A 16,871-nucleotide genomic window follows, 5' to 3' on the forward strand; every position below is an offset into this window, starting at 1 on the left:
AGGGGAGGTGCCTTATGCTAAATAAAGAACTTGAAGCGAGCTTGAACGCTGCATTTGCACGCGCCAGGGAAAAGCGCCATGAATTTATGACAGTAGAGCACCTGCTGTTGGCGTTGTTGGAGAATGCATCTGCTCAGGAAGCACTGCTGGCTTGCCGTGCTGATCTGGATACGCTGCGCAAAGAACTGGACTCCTTCATTGAGCAAACTACGCCACTGATTCCGGTGGACGACGAGAGCAGGGAAACCCAGCCTACACTCAGTTTCCAACGTGTGTTGCAACGTGCTGTGTTCCACGTTCAGTCTTCCGGACGCAGTGAAGTCACTGGTGCGAATGTTCTGGTCGCGATTTTCAGCGAGCAGGAATCTCACGCTGCATACCTCCTGAAGAAAAGCGACATCAGCCGTCTTGACGTCGTGAACTTCATTTCTCATGGCACTGTGAAAGACAGTGGAAACGACGATCTTCATGGTTCGGATGTGGGCGGGGATGACCCTCGCAGCGAACAAAGCTCAGAAGATAAGCTGGAAAACTTTGCCACTAACCTGAACCAACTGGCTCGTGCCGGTGGGGTCGACCCGCTGATTGGTCGTGACAATGAACTGGAACGTACCGTTCAGGTCTTGTGCCGTCGCCGTAAAAACAACCCTCTGCTGGTAGGCGAAGCTGGTGTCGGTAAAACCGCCATTGCGGAAGGGCTGGCCTGGCGCATCGTGGAAGGCCAGGTGCCAGAGGTTATCAAAGACTGTGTGATTTACTCTCTGGATATCGGCTCACTGCTGGCCGGGACTAAGTACCGCGGTGACTTTGAGAAGCGATTCAAAGCTATCCTGAAGCAACTGGAAAAAGAAGATCATGCCATTCTGTTCATCGACGAAATCCACACCATTATCGGTGCCGGGGCAGCGTCTGGCGGACAGGTTGATGCGGCGAACCTGATCAAACCTCTGCTGAGCAGCGGTAAGATTCGTTGTATGGGTTCAACCACCTACCAGGAATACAGCAATATCTTTGAGAAAGAGCGCGCATTGTCACGCCGCTTCCAGAAGATTGATATTGTTGAGCCATCACTGGATGACACCACGAAGATCCTGATGGGGCTGAAGCCGAAGTATGAAGCGCACCATGAAGTGCGATTTACTAACAAAGCCATCCGTGCTGCTGTTGAACTGTCGGCCAAATACATCAACGAACGCCATCTGCCTGACAAGGCAATTGACGTAATTGATGAAGCGGGTGCGCGTTGTCGTCTTGCTCCGGCGAGCAAGCGCAAGAAAACCGTAAATGTCAGTGACATTGAAGCCATGATTGCCAAAATGGCTCGCATCCCTGAGAAATCAGTCTCTTCCAGCGACCGTGATGTACTGCAAAAGCTGGACAAGAAACTGAAGATGCTGGTGTTTGGTCAGGATCCGGCGATTGATGCGCTGACAGAAGCCATCAAGCTGAGCCGCGCTGGTCTGGGGGCCGAGAACAAGCCTGTGGGTTCGTTCCTGTTTGCCGGCCCGACCGGGGTAGGTAAAACCGAAGTAACCGTGCAGCTGGCACGTACTCTGGGTATTGAGTTGCTGCGTTTCGATATGTCAGAGTACATGGAACGTCACACTGTCAGCCGTCTGATTGGTGCGCCTCCGGGTTACGTGGGTTATGACCAGGGTGGTTTGCTGACCGATGCCGTGATTAAACATCCTCACTCAGTCGTACTGCTGGATGAGATTGAAAAAGCGCACCCTGACGTATTTAACCTGCTGTTGCAGGTGATGGACAACGGTACGCTGACGGATAACAACGGCCGTAAGGCGGATTTCCGCAATGTGATTCTGGTTATGACCACCAACGCCGGTGTGACTGAAACTGTGCGTAAGTCGATCGGTTTGATCCAACAGGATCACAGCCACGACGCGATGTCGGAAATCAAGCGTGTCTTTACGCCGGAATTCCGTAACCGTCTGGATAGCATTATCTGGTTTAACCATCTTGAAAAAGAGGTTATTTCTCAGGTGGTCGACAAGTTCATTGTTGAACTTCAGGCGCAGCTGGATGCTCGTGGTGTGTCGATGGAAGTCTCGTCGGCAGCCCGTGAATGGCTGGCAAACAAAGGTTATGACAAGGCGATGGGTGCGCGTCCGATGGCGCGTGTGATTCAGGACAACCTGAAAAAACCAATGGCCAATGAGCTGTTGTTTGGTGAGTTGATTAACGGTGGCTCTGTACGGGTTGATCTGGTCAATGACCAGCTGGAATTCCTGTTCAGCAGTCAGGTCGAACCTGCACATTGATAGGCTGAATCAAGGACACGACTTGTTCAGTTAACCGCAGAAATAAAATAACCGCCTTTGGGCGGTTATTTTTTATCGCTATTACGCTGTTTGAGCGTGATCACTTGGTATTGCTTAACGCTCGGAAGCCCACAGATGCAGCAGGTCAACAGCAAGTGTTGCGGCTGCTAACGCTGTGATTTCCGCATGGTCGTAGGCTGGTGCCACTTCCACGACATCCATTCCAATCAGGTTGATCCCTTGCAGGCCACGGATGATTTTCAGCGCTTTGTCTGAAGTCAGACCGCCACATACCGGAGTGCCGGTGCCCGGAGCAAATGCCGGATCCAGGCAGTCAATGTCAAAAGTCAGGTAAACCGGTAAGTCACCCACGGTTTGTTTGATGTTCTCGACAATCTGTTCTACGGACTGATCATTTGCACTTGCCGCATCCAGAACATTGAAGCCCAGCTTGTTGCTGTATTCGGTACGGATACCAATCTGGATGGAATGGTGCGGGTCAATGAGGCCCTCTTTCGGCGCATGGTAGAACATGGTGCCGTGATCATACTGGCTGCCCAAATGATAAGTGTCGGTATGAGCATCAAAGTGGATCAGTGCCATTTTGCCGTACTTTTTGGCGTGTGCCCGTAGCAGCGGCAGCGTCACGAAATGATCGCCACCAAACGTCAGCAGGGTTTTACCGTGTTCTATCAGGCTGGTGGCATGTTTTTCCAGGCGCTCACACATTTGTGCGGCGTCACCGCTGTCGAACACCAAATCGCCACAATCGGCAATGCGGATTTTATCGGTCAGGGAAAAAGTCCACGGCCAGCGTTTGCCTTCCCATGCCAGATTGGTGGAAACCTGACGGATTGCACCTGGCCCCATGCGGCTGCCAGAGCGACCGGTTGTCGCCATATCAAACGGAACACCGGTGATGACTACATCAGCGTCAGACGTATGTGGGGTGAAATTCAGCGGTTGACGCAAAAAGCCGAAGGCATTGGCGTACAGTGAATAATCCGGGTAGTTAGCAAGGGTCGCTAGCGCGTTATTTGACAATGCAGTGCTCTCCTGAGAATCAGTGTCTTTTTTCAAGTTGTTGTCCTCCACTGTGCGTCGGTATTGATATGTCACTATCAATTCGTCAGCGTCGCGTGAGGAAAGGCGTTCAAAATTGATGGACTCGCCGCCCGCCATTGTCATCAGACTTCTGGAGGGAGGCGAACCGTGATTTATCGGCAGCCTCGAATATCTTCAAGGTAAGTGTAGCCCTGCAGGCCTTCTGCCAGCTCAGCCAGAATACCACTGTGCTCTGACGGTGGCAGATACTTCGCGACCATTTCTTCGTACTGACGCAGGAAAGTTGCCGCATCGAGGTGAACGTATCGCAGTACATCACCCACGCTGTCGCCGCGGTCAATGTGCTCGATATGATACCCGCCCTCAGGTTGGCAGCGCACTACGGCGGTATCGGTATCGCCGAACAGGTTGTGCATATCGCCCAGAATTTCCTGGTAAGCGCCAACCAGGAAGAAACCCATCCGGTATGGCGTTTCATCGCTCCAGCTTGGGACCGCCAGAGTACTTTCGATACCCTGTCCTTCGACATACTGGTCAATCGCGCCGTCAGAATCACAGGTGATATCCATAATCACAGCACGCTGCTCAGGCTCTTTGTCCAGGTGGCTGAGTGGCAGCACCGGAAAAATTTGCTCGATACCCCAGGCATCTGGCAGAGACTGGAACAGCGAAAAGTTCACAAAGAACTTATCGGCAAAGCGCTCCTGTAGTTCGTCCAGCAACGGACGATGGGCACGGTTTTTCGGCGACAGGCGCTTTTGCAGATCAAAGCTCAGGCGCAGGCTGATTTGTTCAGCCCATGCACGTTCTTCGAAGGTGAGCATGCCCATTGAAAACTGAGTATGCGCTTCCGCCAAATCGTTCTGATTGTCATGATAAATCTCAATCAGTGAACGGTGATCCGTCAGGGTGCTCAGTTCCAGCCAGGAACGCCACATGTTCAGCAGCAGCTGAGGGGCAGATTCCGGCGGGGCAATGGCCGCTTCCGGTTTATAACTTTCAACACCAATAACGTCACTGATCAGTACCGCATGATGCGCTGTCAGGTTTCGGCCTGACTCCGAAATAATGCGCGGCATGGCAATGCCATATTCTTTACAGATATCGCCAATGGTGTAGACCACGTTGTTCGCATATTCACGCAGGCTGTAGTTCATGGAACAACTGTTCTGGCTACGTGTGCCTTCGTAATCGACGGCCAGGCCACCGCCGACATCCACCGTGGTGATGCCAGCACCCAGACGGTACAGCTCGGCATATACACGACCGGCTTCACTGACGCCGTTACGAACGTCGCGTATATTGGCAATCTGAGACCCTAAGTGAAAATGCAGCAGTTGCAGGCAATCCAGCATGTTGCTTTCGCGCAGCTTATTCATCACGGTCAGTACCTGAGAGGCAGACAGACCGAATTTGGATTTTTCGCCGCCACTGGCTTCCCATTTGCCTTTGCTCTGAGCCGTCAGACGTGCGCGCAGGCCCAGGCGAGGGCGAACACCCAGCTCTGCCGCTTGTTGAATCACGGTCTCCAGCTCAGACAGTTTTTCCAGCACGATATACACTTCGTGCCCCAGCTTTTCGCCAATCAGCGCCAGACGGATGTATTCGCGGTCTTTGTAGCCGTTGCACACAATCACCGAACTGGCCTGATGCGCCATCGCCAGTACAGCCATCAGTTCTGGCTTGCTGCCGGCTTCCAAACCCAGCTGACGCTGCTGTTTGGCATACTGGCTGGCCAGAATTTCACTGACTACGGCTTCTTGCTGGTTCACTTTAATTGGGTAAACCGCAAGGTACTGGCCATCGTAGCCATAGTCTGCGATGGCGTTATTGAATGTTGCACACAGGCTGTCTACCCGGTGGTGCAGGATTTCCGGAAAACGAACCAGAACCGGCAGCGAGGCGCCCTGAGCGATCAGATCGTCAGCCAGTGCGGAAAGGGCAATCCTGTTATTAGGGTTGGAGACATCTGGGCTGACGGTAACGTCACCTTCAGCATTAATATCAAAGTAGCCCTGACCCCAGTAAGGCGTGTTGTAAATGTCGCGAGCATTGTCGATTGACCAATCACTCATAGTAAATCCTCAGTGTTTATACGGGGCATGCCGCAGCGAACGGGCGTAACAAAGCCGCCCGCCAATATTCAGAAAAGGCAAGCACCGGAAATAAATAGACCCAGCGTGTAAGACGCCGGAGAAATCGTGGTTAGACGCTTGGTGTCGTCATCGGAGTTTTAGCTGGTCGTCTCAGGGCCATTTTTCTTTTGCGACGGCTTGACGTAAGCGTCGACTCCAGCGATTTGTTCTGAGGGCGAATATGAGCTGCGATATCGCAAAGTGTAATCAGGTGTAACTCGGCCTGATAATCATTGATTGCGAGAGGTTTCATTGTCATTCCTAAACGGCCGTGCTGCTGACAGATTTCACGGTATGACAGATAAAAAGGGAGGGTCCCCGTTTACACCTCGGTCGTACGCGGTTGGGTGCAGCGCGATTAGACAACCGTTCTGCCCCTGAGGCAAATAAAATGATTTTCAGAACTTGAGCAAATTGTTTTATCGAACTGATAAGAAGCCGTGCTTGAAGGGCTGAGCGCGCCGTGTTTGCGATTTGGTGGGACTGAAAAAATAAAACCCGGCCTTAGGCCGGGTTTTATTTGTATTCTGTTATCTTGGATTGGCAAGATTAACGGGCGCGGAAGACGATGCGGCCTTTGGTCAGGTCGTATGGAGTCAGTTCCACAGTTACCTTATCACCAGTAAGAATACGGATGTAGTTTTTACGCATTTTGCCAGAGATGTGTGCAGTCACAACGTGACCGTTTTCCAGCTCTACGCGGAACATAGTGTTAGGCAGTGTATCCAGTACAGTGCCTTGCATTTCAATTACGTCTTCTTTTGCCATTGAATCCTCTTAGGCTACCAGCCATTCTTCTGATCGGGCCGGATGTTGCCTTGAAACTGGTTAAGTGTAAAGTTTAGGCCGCAATTTTACCTGCGCAGTAAACCTTTGTCAGCTACTGAGATGCATTTAAACGAATTAATCGCAGGTCAATGCCGGTACTGGTGAATAAAACAGCCGCTTTTTTACTCGCCTGACTGCCAGCGGTTGTTTTTCAGCAGTTCGTAAGGCTGAAACCGTATTTTGTAATTCATCGCTTTACAGGCATCAATCTGATAGCCGGGATACAGCCAGGAACGCTCCGTCAGCTGGCAGTAGTGAATCTGATAAAGGACGCAGAGCGTGCCCAGTGACAGTGGTGATGCCGGATCAAAAAAGCTGTATACCGCACTCAGCGCATCGTCCAGCACATCCGTAATTGCTACTGCAATCAGCCTATCACCGTCATACCCATGCAGAAACAGGGTATTCATCCAGGGGGCAGTACAGAATTCAAAAAACTGTTTCTTGTTCGGCGGAAACATGCTGCCGTCAGCATGGCGCTGGTTAATATAGCGTGCATACAGTTCGAACCAACCCGGATCGAGGTTGGGTTTAAATTCCCAGCGCAGCTTTCTCATTTGATTCTGCTGACGCTTCTGGCTGCGAGACGGGGTAAACCGCTGGCAGTCCACTCGCAATGGGGTACAGGCCGTACAGTGCTGACACATGGGCTTATACACAGCCGTGCCGCTGCGGCGATAACCCGACGCCAGTAGCAGAGCGTAGCCTTCCGGTGTTAGCCAGTGATGGTCCATCACCACGCCCAGCTGTTCTGTCTCTTCCGGCAGGTAGTTACAGGGGGACTCCGGTGTTACCCCGATACGTAATGACATCGATTGATAACTGGTCATGATTCGGGTACTGCTAAGGTTTGTGGCTCGTAACAACCATACTTCAGTATGGCATCCCTTTGTTGACTGAGAAACTGCATGAACAGAGGACGCTCCATCTCGACGGCGCCTAATGATGCAAGGTGGTTGTTCATCATCTGACAGTCAATAAGCTGTCCGCCATGCAGGTCAAAGTGCTGGCAGAAAAACCAGAGCGCGATTTTGGATGCGTTGTCAGCCAGAGAAAACATCGATTCTCCACAAAAGATGCCACCTATGCCAATTCCGTAGAATCCGCCGACGAGTTCGCCGTTTTCACGCCAGACCTCGACCGAGTGGCAGTATCCGAGGTCATGCATTGCCTGGTAGGCACAGATCATCTCCGGCGTGATCCAGGTTTCATCAGCCCCGCGTGATTCAGCACACAGGCGAATCACATCGTGGCAGGCCTGATTCAGGGTGACCTGATAACCGGACTTTCGGAAAAATTTCCGCAGGCTTTTGCTCGGGCGAAAATACTGTGGCAGAAACACGGCTCGTGGCGACGGGCTCCACCAGAGCAGAGGTTCACCTTCGGAAAACCACGGGAAGATCCCTTGTCGGTATGCCGCCAGTAAACGTTCAGGACGCAGGTCACCGCCAAAGGCCAGCAAGCCGTTAGGATCGGCCAGCGCAGTCTCAGGTGACGGAAAATCAGTATTGACCGGATCAAGCTCCGGGAGATAAATTGCCATAATTACACTAAAAATAGCTCACCTGGCGGGCGTTGACTGGTATCAGATATACGACCGGCAGCTGGACGGGTTAAAATCATATGCACTTCAATCTTTGGCGGTTATCGCCTTTTTATCAGGGGATTATAAATTGAGAAAGTGGTTCATGTTATTACTAATTCTACCCCTGTTCGCCCAAGCGGGCCCATATCAGCGTAATGAAGCGCGGGCCGTGAATAAAGTGGTGTTCGGAGACGTAGATAATGTGCGGTACATAACTCAGCAGGAAGTCCTGGAGTCCCACCGCAATGGCTGGGAAACCTTGCTGGGGGGCGTAATTGGCGGCCTGATCGGCAACCAGTTTGGCGGTGGAACCGGTCGTGAAGTCGCTACTGCGATAGGGGCTGTTACCGGGGCGGGCATCGCGCATTACCGCCAGCCTGAGCGCCATGTTGTGGAGTACCGACTGGTCGAACTGCTGATTAAAACAGAAGAGGGTAAATTGGTGGATGTGATTCAGGATGTGGATAGCGACATGTTGTTTCAGCGTGGGGATGGAGTACGAATCCTGTATTTCGACAATGGGGTTCGGGTGGATAAAACCTATCCCTGAGAGGGGCTTGGGTAATCGCGAGTATTGATTATCGCTCCCATACATCAATTTATACCTGCATCGCACTATCAATTATTTAGTGCCAGCAATAAAAAAGGGCGGCTTTTGGGCCGCCCTGATTGTGTCTGGTTGACGACTGTTAGTCGACGGTCAGGATACGCATGTTGTTGGTTGAACCAATGGTATCCATCACATCACCCTGGGTGATGATGACCAGATCGCCGCAGCTCAGGAAACCGTTCTCTTTCAGAACCGCAACCGCATGCTTGGCGGCTTCCAGACCGGCATCGCTGTCGCGATCGAAGTAAACCGGTGTTACGCCACGGTACAGAGCCGCACGATTCAGAGTGCTTTCATTACGTGACATCGCGAAAATCGGCAGACCGGAAGAAATACGTGACATCATCAGCGGCGTACGGCCTGACTCTGTCATCGCAATCATGGCTTTGACGCCTTGCATGTGGTTTGCCGCGTACATGGTCGACATCGCAATGGTTTCTTCTGCGCAGTCGAAAGTACGAGTCATTCGGTGGTTAGAGATGTTGATGCTTGGCTCTTTTTCCGCACCCAGACACACGTTAGCCATTGCGGTTACCGTTTCAACCGGGAAGTCACCGGCTGCGGTTTCGGCAGAAAGCATCACGGCATCGGTTCCATCAAGCACGGCATTCGCCACGTCCATGACTTCGGCACGGGTTGGCATCGGGCTGGTGATCATGGATTCCATCATTTGGGTTGCAGTGATCACGGTGCGGTTCAGGCTACGGGCGCGACGAATCAGTTTCTTCTGAACGCCAACCAGCTCAGGGTCACCAATTTCGACCCCGAGGTCACCACGGGCAACCATGACGGCATCAGATGCCATAATGATGTCATCCATTGCTTCATCGGTTGCAACCGCTTCAGCTCGCTCTACTTTGGCGACCAGCTTGGCTTCCAGACCCGCATCCATGGCCAGACGGCGGGCATATTTCATGTCTTCGCCGTTACGCGGGAAAGATACTGCCAGGTAGTCCACACCCATTTTGGCTGCGGTCAGGATATCGGCTTTGTCTTTATCAGTCAGCGCGGCGGCAGAAAGGCCACCGCCTTTTTTGTTGATCCCTTTGTTGTTGGACAGTGGGCCACCAACGGTGACTTCCGTGTGTACCTTGTTGCCTTCAACAGAGAGAACTTTCAACTGTACGCGGCCGTCGTCAAGCAGCAGGATATCGCCTGGCTCAACATCTTTCGGCAGCTCTTTATAGTCCAGGCCAACAGCCTGCTGGTTACCTTCGCCTTTTGGCAAGTCACTGTCGAGTGTGAACAGGTCGCCGATGGCCAGTTGGATTTTACCGTCTTTGAATGTGGATACGCGGATTTTCGGGCCTTGCAGGTCACCCAGAATAGCGACGTGCTTTCCAAGTTTGGCGGCAATTTCACGTACGGTTTTGGTGCGTTGGATATGATCTTCCGGACTGCCATGAGAGAAGTTCATGCGGACGACATTTGCGCCGGCGGCAATAATTTTTTCCAGGTTATTATCGCGGTCGGTAGCAGGACCCAGGGTCGTTACGATTTTAGTACGTCTTAGCCTTTCAGACATTTGAAACTCCATCTGTATCGTTGCAAGCCAATGAAGCATATCCGTTCGGATTGTCTGCCTCATTGAGGTGATTGAAACTTTACTACACTTGGGCTGGAGATAAGCTGCTCTCCATCAACAAAATGAAAGAAAAGAACAGAATACTGTCATGTAATTGAATGAAATTTCACATTTTTGCGAGTAATTCCACGCTTTGTGAAAGTTGAGTCATAATTATTCGCTGTCACAAACAGGCTGGGAAGCAGGTTGCTCAGCTTATGGCTTTTCACTTGTAATCAGTTTAGTCGAAGCCATTGTCATACTGATGACAGCCGCATGCGGAGAGCGTGTACGTAGCTGATACGTTTTGCGGCAGCGCATTTTACGGCGTTTGTTACAGAGTGTTTTGTAGCGATTATTGCAGTGGTGTCGCGGTCGAAATCCGGGCAGAAAAAAGCACGGTCAGTGCCGTGCTTTTTGTGCGAGATGGCTTACATCATGCCTTCTTTGGTAAAGCGAGAATCTTTCAGAGACTCTTTCACGCGCTTGAGGTTTTCTCGGAACCCGGCACCACGGCGTAGGGTAAACCCGGTCGCCAGTACATCAATGACTGTCATCTGTACGACACGGCTTGCCATTGGCATATAAATGTCAGTGTCTTCCGGCACATCCAGGCAGATAGAAAGCGAACATTCGCGATCCAACGGAGAGTCTTTTGCAGTAATGCCGATCACTGTAGCGCCGTTCTCACGGGCCATACGCGCGACTTCTACCAGGCTCTTCGTGCGGCCGGTGTGAGAAATCATTACGACGACATCACCGTCGGTACAGTTGATCACGCTCATGCGCTGCATGACGATGTCATCAAAGCACACAATCGGAATATTGAAGCGGAAGAACTTATTCTGCGCATCATGTGCGACAGACGCCGATGCCCCCAGTCCGAAGAAAGAAATTTTCTTCGCTTGTGTCAGCAGATCAACCGCACGATTGATTTGCATCGGATCCAGACTATTTTTTGCCACATCCAGGCATGCCATCGTAGATTCAAAAATCTTTGAGGTATAGGCATCCGGGCCATCGTCTTCTTCGACATTGCGGTTAACATATGGCGTGCCGTTGGCCAGGCTCTGTGCCAAGTGCAGTTTAAAATCAGGAAAGCCTTTCGTGTCCAGCCGACGGCAGAAACGGTTTACGGTCGGCTCACTGACATCCGCCATTTTGGCCAGAGTGGCAATGCTCGAGTGGATAGCGGTTTGTGGCGAGGCAAGGATAACCTCAGCGACTTTACGCTCAGACTTGCTGAAGTTATCAAGGTTTTTCTGGATTTTTTCTAGGGTATTCATGGCGGTTACCGCTCGTTACTGAATTTCGTTACTGGCTTACTGAATCAGATTAAGCCATTTTGTTGAAACTATACTACTTTTCATGGATCCACTCCTAGCAAATCCATGAATATTGCTGCTTCTTTTTATTATAGTTTGACAGGGATCGAAGTTTCCCTTTCAGAACTGAAAAGTTTTTTAGGGGAAATTACCGTTTTGAACACGCTTTCGGTGGTTTTTTGTTGTTTATTTTCATGTGTCAGGAATTAATTTACAGGATGAAAAAAATCAGCTGAGCATAGGTATGAGGCTGGTTGTATAGTGTTTGCCAATAGAAAAAGTTATGACTAAACCGAGTTTGTTGCCGCTGTAGGTGGGGATGCCGACGAACCATCCGTGATGGAAAATCGGCACCTAACATCAGTAGGGAAGTAGGGAGAAGATCAATAAAATGAAAATCAGTGTATGTGGTTGTGGTTGGTTGGGGACTCCCTTAGCCGAGCGATTAAAACGGGACGGGATGAATGTGTGGGGAAGCCGCCGGACAGAAGATGGCTGCGCTGAACTGAGTCGTAAAGGAATTACACCGGTCAGGTTATCGTTGCCGGGGGAGCCTGCTTCCTTATCGGATTTTCTTAATACCGACGTATTGGTTATTAACGTACCGCCGGGGCGCCAGGAAGGAGCGGTACCGGCGTTTGTAAATAATATCTCTGCGTTATTGCAGCAGGCGCAACAGTCAGGTTGTCAGCGTGTGTTGTTTATCAGTACGACCGGGGTCTATGGAAATGTTTCAGGGCAGGTGACTGAATCGACGCCTGTGCAGCCCGATACGGCATCAGGACATGCGCATGTGCAATTGGAAGAAAAACTGTTTACTGAATGGGGAAGTCGGGCCGTTGTGTTACGACCAGCCGGTTTGATTGGACCTAATCGGCATCCAATCAAGTTTCTGGCTGGGCGCGAGGCTATCGTGAACGGGGGGGATCCGGTTAACCTGATTCACCTGGATGATGTTATCGAAGCGATTTGTTTGATTATTAAAACGTGGCCGGGTGGCGAAGTATTACACCTCGCAGCACCGCAGCACCCAACCCGGGAAGCGTATTACTGCCAGATGGCTGAGCGGGCTGGCTTGCCGGTACCCCATTTTCAACCTTGGGAAGATCGTCAGGCGAAGTGGATTGATGCTTCGGCAACCTGCGCCAAGCTGGGTTTAACGATACAGCATGCGGACCTTATGGCGATGACGCCCGAACTTTGATGCCAGAACCTTGCTTGGCCCGCTTGGCCCGCTTGGCCCGCTTGGCCAGCTTGGCGCAAAAATTACTGTTGCAAAAGTTGCAGTAGCAAAAACTATCATGGCAAAGGGTGAAGTGAAGCTGGAGTGATTCGGTATGCACAGGCAAAAAAAATCCCGCTAAAACAAGCTAGCGGGATGAACACTTTACACAATTAGGAGTTAGCAGCAGTGGCATCGAATTAAAGAAGCCCAACACAATGGCTGAATCGCCTCTTTAATTATGAATGTCACTAGTTAAGACTGGCGCTAATTCGAAAGGTTCCAAAAATTTTAAAAAATTTTTCAGCGATGAAGAAAAAGCCAATGATGGAACCCGCGAGATGCGCGACAGGTATCAAAGCGCGACAGGTAGCAAATGCGGCTGAAGTCTGTCTTTTAGCGTGTGTCTCATGCTTTTGGGCGAAGGCAAGAGAAGGTTTAAGGAAGCTGATATTTCAGTTGAAGACGGAATAACCAGAACGAGTCAAACCGGCAAAAAAAAGCCCACTGAAATTCAGTGGGCAAAGCTTTATACACAATTAGGAGTTTAGCAGCAGTGGCATTGTCAGATTAAAGATGAAGAAGGCATGTTTGGCGGCCAGCTAACAAAGAAAACCTTTAATCTTAATGTCACTATATATGACTCGGGGAAAACCCGTTTGTTCCGCGTCGAAATGAAAAAATTCGAAATATTTTTTAACTTGTTGATTTTATGAAAGTGGCTCACGGAAGCTTTTTGCTGGCAGCCCGAACTATCATTCTTTCCTTCTGAAATCTGCTTCTTCGGGCCTGAATCGCAGCCATAAAAAAACCCATCTCCATGGGGGAGACGGGCTTCGAAGAATGTCTTCTAAGAAAAAGCAGTGGCACTAGTTATGACCCGCTTTTCTGCGCTTTGTTCCAACTTTTTTCAAAATTTCTCATTTTTTCTTGAATTCCGCATTCTTACGTCATTCGCAGGTGACAACAGGTCACTGGCTGAGATGGGATCTGTCTCGTGAGACAGTGAAGTGAAGAATGATCACCTTCACACCTTTCACACTGAAGTTGGCGAAAAACGTATCACAGAGGTGGGAGACTCATTTAACGCTTGTTAAAAATGTTTACGAGATGTAAAGTTTAAACATGTGTTTAATACGGGTGACTGAGTATGGCTGGAAAGGGAGAAACCAAGGCACGCATTCTGGACGCTGCTGAATTGTTGTTTGCCGAGCACGGTTTCAAAGATACCTCACTGCGCACCATTACCAGCAAAGCCGGAGTGAATCTGGCATCAGTGAATTACCACTATGGTGACAAGAAGACGCTGGTCAGGGCTGTATTAAGTCGATACCTGGAAGCTTTTATGCCGGCTTTGCAGGCGGAACTGGAAGTGCTTCTTACACGTGATGACTTTTCAATGTTCGATGTCTTCTGCTGTGTGAAATCACCGCTGCTGTCATTAAACGATTTTCGCATCAATGGCGCCACCATCTTTATGTCCTTGCTGGGGCGAGGCTATACCGATGTTCAGGGCCACTTACGCTGGTTCATTGTGACGCGATACGACAAGGTACTGAAACTGTTTACCACGGCGGTTTGCCGGGCAAACCCATCGCTGGATCCGGAAACCCTGTTCTGGCGACTGCACTTCACGCTGGGGGCGACGGTGTTCACAATGGCATCGTCTACCGCGTTGTGCGAAATCGCGGAAAATGACTTTTCACGACAAATCAGTACCCAGGATTTAGTTGAACGTCTGGTGCCGTATCTGGCAGCAGGGGTTGCAGCCCCAATAGAACAACCGCTCTCACTACTGCGTGAAGAGCCGACAGGAACACAATAGATGTAGTAGTAATGCAAAAACACTAATAACGACATGAGACAAAAGGATCTGAAACATGAGTACGTTAACCAACCTGAGAAAACGCTATATCAGTGATCCCGCTTTCGAGATGTTTAAGAAAGTGCTACCACCGCTATCTGATACTGAACGCGAAGCCATGGAGGCAGGCAGTGTCTGGTGGGATGGTGAACTGTTTAGTGGTAATCCTAACTGGAATACCCTCCTGACTTACCCGCAGCCGAAACTGAGTGCGGAAGAGCAGTCATTTATTGATAACCAGCTTCAAACGCTGCTGGATATGCTGGACGACTACCAAATTGTTCAGGAGGAAAAGGATCTACCGCCTGAGGTTTGGGAGTACATTCGTAAAGAAAAATTCTTCTCTCTGATTATTGGTAAAGAGTATGGCGGTCTGAATTTCTCGGCCCATGCCAACTCCACCATTGTTAGCCGTATTGCAACGAAAAGTCTGAGTACAGCTGTCACCATAATGGTACCGAACTCATTAGGGCCGGGTGAGCTGTTGACGCACTATGGTACGCAGGATCAGAAAGACTACTGGCTGCCTCGACTGGCGAGCGGTAAAGATATTCCGTGTTTTGCCCTGACCGGGCCGGAAGCCGGCTCTGATGCAGGCGGTATCCCAGATAAAGGGGTCGTGTGTTACGGCGATTATCAGGGCGAGGAAGTGCTGGGTATTCGTCTGAGCTGGAACAAGCGTTACATCACGCTGGCACCGGTTGCGACGGTATTGGGTCTGGCATTTAAACTGCACGATCCTGAAGGCCTGATTGGTGGCAAGAAAGATCTTGGCATCACATGTGCGCTGATCCCGGCAGATCACCCTGGGGTTGAAATTGGTGAGCGTCATGACCCGTTGAATCTGGCCTTCATGAATGGCCCGACGCGCGGTGAAGATGTGTTCATTCCGATGGACTGGGTTATTGGTGGCCAAGATTACGTGGGTCGTGGCTGGCGTATGCTGGTGGAGTGTCTGTCAGCAGGGCGTGGTATCTCACTGCCTGCACTGGGCACGGCGGTTGGTCACCTGACTTCTCGTGCGACTGGTGCTTATGCGTACGTGCGTAAGCAGTTCGGCACTTCTATCGGTAACTTTGAAGGGGTCGCGCAGGCGATGGGGCGTATCGGTGGTTTCACCTATATGCTGGAAGCGGCTCGTACCCTGACAACCACTTCGCTGGACATGCATGAGAAGCCGGGGATCGTGACTGCGATTGCCAAATACCACATGACCGAAATGGCCCGTACCATCCTCAATGACTCGATGGATATTCATGCTGGCCGTGCCATCCAGCTTGGTCCAATGAACTACATCGGCCACCATTACTTCGGGATGCCAGTTGCGATTACCGTGGAAGGCGCCAATATCCTGACCCGTAACCTGATGATCTTTGGCCAGGGTGCGACACGTTGTCACCCGTATGTGCTGAGTGAAATGGAAGCGGCGGCGAATCCGGACAGTAAGCACGGTGCGGAAGATTTTGACAAGCTGCTGGCGAAGCATATCAGCTTTGCTGTTGGCAACGTGGCCAAATCAATGCTGAATGCGTTTACTGGCTCTCGTCTGAATCGTGCGCCAGTGACGGGTGAAACTGCGGTCTACTACAAACAGCTTTCTCGTGTCAGCCGTGCGCTGGCGGTAGCGGCTGATTTTGCCATGCTGACATTGGGTGGCGAACTGAAACGCCGTGAGATGATCTCCGCTCGTTTGGGTGACATCCTCAGCCACCTGTATCTGGCGTCGGCGGTACTGAAACGCTACGAAGACGAAGGTCGCCAGCAGCAGGATCTGCCAATGGTGCACTACTCACTGCAATACTGCCTGCATAAGTGTGGCGTTGCTTTTGACGAAGTACTGGCTAACTTCCCGCAGAAAGCCGTTGGTCGTCTGCTACGTGTAATGCTGTTCCCGTTCGGTATCCGCTATGCGGCGCCAAGCGATACGCTGTCGGTGAAGATTGCCGAACTGCTGATGACTCCGGGAGTGCACCGCGAGCGTCTGACTCACCTGTGCTATGTTGGTGACAGTGAGGATGATCCGGTTGGCCTGATGGATCGCGCGTTTGAAGCTATGTATGGCGTTAAAGATATTGAGCGTAAACTGGCGAAAGCGGCAAAAGCCGGTGACATTCCTCGTAAAGCCTCTCTGGCTGAAAAACTGGAGCAGGCGCTGGAAAAAGGCATTATCACGGCGGCTGAACTGGAAAAACTGCAACATGCTGAGCAGCTGCGCCAGCGTGCGATTCAGGTGGACCACTTTGCCCCTGCGGATTTCAAAAAAAGCAGTTTACAGCCGGGTAAAGCGGCGTAACACAACGGAATTACTGTGCTGATAACTCTGAGTGCCACGCAACTGCGTGGCACTTTTTTTGTTTATCACATCAGAATTGACCCGGTCGCCTCAAAGTGGCC

13 protein-coding genes are annotated in these 16,871 nt (G+C 50.9%); 5 read left to right on the plus strand and 8 right to left on the minus strand.

The window, feature by feature from the left end; all coding sequences use genetic code 11:
• The first annotated feature begins 14 nt into the window (after window positions 1–14).
• Complete coding sequence (gene clpA, locus PGW97_RS05195) at window positions 15–2,279, plus strand: ATP-dependent Clp protease ATP-binding subunit ClpA (RefSeq protein ID WP_047884074.1); 2,265 nt, start codon at window positions 15–17, stop codon at window positions 2,277–2,279.
• A 114-nt stretch (window positions 2,280–2,393) separates the two neighbouring features.
• Here the strand turns inward: clpA and speB are convergent, their stop codons facing one another.
• From speB to aat, 6 genes are all read right to left on the minus strand, one after another.
• Window positions 2,394–3,323, minus strand: coding sequence for an agmatinase (gene speB / locus PGW97_RS05200; protein ID WP_047884218.1), 930 nt, complete (start codon window positions 3,321–3,323; stop codon window positions 2,394–2,396).
• Window positions 3,324–3,496: 173 nt separating this feature from the next.
• Window positions 3,497–5,419: a biosynthetic arginine decarboxylase gene (gene speA, locus PGW97_RS05205; RefSeq protein ID WP_273859048.1), complete on the minus strand. Its 1,923-nt coding sequence runs from the start codon at window positions 5,417–5,419 to the stop codon at window positions 3,497–3,499.
• Window positions 5,420–5,549: 130 nt separating this feature from the next.
• Window positions 5,550–5,732: a hypothetical protein gene (locus tag PGW97_RS05210; RefSeq protein WP_146149658.1), complete on the minus strand. Its 183-nt coding sequence runs from the start codon at window positions 5,730–5,732 to the stop codon at window positions 5,550–5,552.
• A gap of 296 nt (window positions 5,733–6,028) precedes the next feature.
• Complete coding sequence (infA, locus tag PGW97_RS05215; protein WP_005298441.1) at window positions 6,029–6,247, minus strand: translation initiation factor IF-1; 219 nt, start codon at window positions 6,245–6,247, stop codon at window positions 6,029–6,031.
• Between the two features lie 182 nt (window positions 6,248–6,429).
• Complete coding sequence (locus PGW97_RS05220; protein WP_047884076.1) at window positions 6,430–7,137, minus strand: arginyltransferase; 708 nt, start codon at window positions 7,135–7,137, stop codon at window positions 6,430–6,432.
• Entirely contained in the window at window positions 7,134–7,850 is a 717-nt protein-coding gene (gene aat / locus PGW97_RS05225; RefSeq protein ID WP_047884077.1) for a leucyl/phenylalanyl-tRNA--protein transferase, read from the minus strand. The genes PGW97_RS05220 and aat overlap by 4 nt, the downstream gene beginning before the upstream one ends.
• 145 nt (window positions 7,851–7,995) lie before the next feature.
• On the opposite strand from aat, the gene PGW97_RS05230 reads away from it, so the two are divergent.
• Complete coding sequence (locus tag PGW97_RS05230) at window positions 7,996–8,442, plus strand: glycine zipper 2TM domain-containing protein (protein WP_273859090.1); 447 nt, start codon at window positions 7,996–7,998, stop codon at window positions 8,440–8,442.
• A 139-nt stretch (window positions 8,443–8,581) separates the two neighbouring features.
• Here PGW97_RS05230 and pyk read toward each other — a convergent pair whose 3' ends face one another.
• Window positions 8,582–10,027: a pyruvate kinase gene (gene pyk / locus PGW97_RS05235; RefSeq protein ID WP_047884079.1), complete on the minus strand. Its 1,446-nt coding sequence runs from the start codon at window positions 10,025–10,027 to the stop codon at window positions 8,582–8,584.
• Window positions 10,028–10,497: 470 nt separating this feature from the next.
• Window positions 10,498–11,352: a MurR/RpiR family transcriptional regulator gene (locus PGW97_RS05240; protein ID WP_047884080.1), complete on the minus strand. Its 855-nt coding sequence runs from the start codon at window positions 11,350–11,352 to the stop codon at window positions 10,498–10,500.
• Between the two features lie 430 nt (window positions 11,353–11,782).
• Here PGW97_RS05240 and PGW97_RS05245 point away from each other — a divergent pair, with 430 nt between their 5' ends.
• The 3 genes from PGW97_RS05245 to PGW97_RS05255 all read left to right on the plus strand — a co-directional run bounded on the left by PGW97_RS05245 (window position 11,783) and on the right by PGW97_RS05255 (window position 16,770).
• Window positions 11,783–12,595 (plus strand): SDR family oxidoreductase, encoded by an 813-nt coding sequence (locus PGW97_RS05245; protein ID WP_047884081.1) that lies wholly within the window; start codon window positions 11,783–11,785, stop codon window positions 12,593–12,595.
• Window positions 12,596–13,763: 1,168 nt separating this feature from the next.
• Window positions 13,764–14,438, plus strand: a complete 675-nt coding sequence (locus tag PGW97_RS05250) for a TetR/AcrR family transcriptional regulator (protein WP_047884082.1) — start codon at window positions 13,764–13,766, stop codon at window positions 14,436–14,438.
• Window positions 14,439–14,493: 55 nt separating this feature from the next.
• The gene (locus PGW97_RS05255; protein ID WP_273859095.1) at window positions 14,494–16,770 is read left to right on the plus strand and encodes an acyl-CoA dehydrogenase; all 2,277 of its coding nucleotides are present in this window, start codon (window positions 14,494–14,496) and stop codon (window positions 16,768–16,770) included.
• Window positions 16,771–16,871 lie beyond the last annotated feature (101 nt).

Origin of the sequence: Photobacterium sp. GSS17 (assembly GCF_028621875.1) — a bacterium.
Taxonomy (GTDB): domain Bacteria; phylum Pseudomonadota; class Gammaproteobacteria; order Enterobacterales; family Vibrionaceae; genus Photobacterium; species Photobacterium ganghwense.

Bases quoted from the DNA above. Each gene is read 5' to 3' on its own strand.
- clpA (WP_047884074.1), top strand. From the start codon at position 15: ATGCTAAATAAAGAACTTGAAGCGAGCTTGAACGCTGCATTTGCACGC.
- speA (WP_273859048.1), bottom strand. From the start codon at position 5,419: ATGAGTGATTGGTCAATCGACAATGCTCGCGACATTTACAACACGCCT.
- PGW97_RS05210 (WP_146149658.1), bottom strand. From the start codon at position 5,732: ATGAAACCTCTCGCAATCAATGATTATCAGGCCGAGTTACACCTGATT.
- infA (WP_005298441.1), bottom strand. From the start codon at position 6,247: ATGGCAAAAGAAGACGTAATTGAAATGCAAGGCACTGTACTGGATACA.
- PGW97_RS05220 (WP_047884076.1), bottom strand. From the start codon at position 7,137: ATGACCAGTTATCAATCGATGTCATTACGTATCGGGGTAACACCGGAG.
- aat (WP_047884077.1), bottom strand. From the start codon at position 7,850: ATGGCAATTTATCTCCCGGAGCTTGATCCGGTCAATACTGATTTTCCG.
- PGW97_RS05230 (WP_273859090.1), top strand. From the start codon at position 7,996: ATGTTATTACTAATTCTACCCCTGTTCGCCCAAGCGGGCCCATATCAG.
- pyk (WP_047884079.1), bottom strand. From the start codon at position 10,027: ATGTCTGAAAGGCTAAGACGTACTAAAATCGTAACGACCCTGGGTCCT.
- PGW97_RS05240 (WP_047884080.1), bottom strand. From the start codon at position 11,352: ATGAATACCCTAGAAAAAATCCAGAAAAACCTTGATAACTTCAGCAAG.
- PGW97_RS05245 (WP_047884081.1), top strand. From the start codon at position 11,783: ATGAAAATCAGTGTATGTGGTTGTGGTTGGTTGGGGACTCCCTTAGCC.
- PGW97_RS05250 (WP_047884082.1), top strand. From the start codon at position 13,764: ATGGCTGGAAAGGGAGAAACCAAGGCACGCATTCTGGACGCTGCTGAA.
- PGW97_RS05255 (WP_273859095.1), top strand. From the start codon at position 14,494: ATGAGTACGTTAACCAACCTGAGAAAACGCTATATCAGTGATCCCGCT.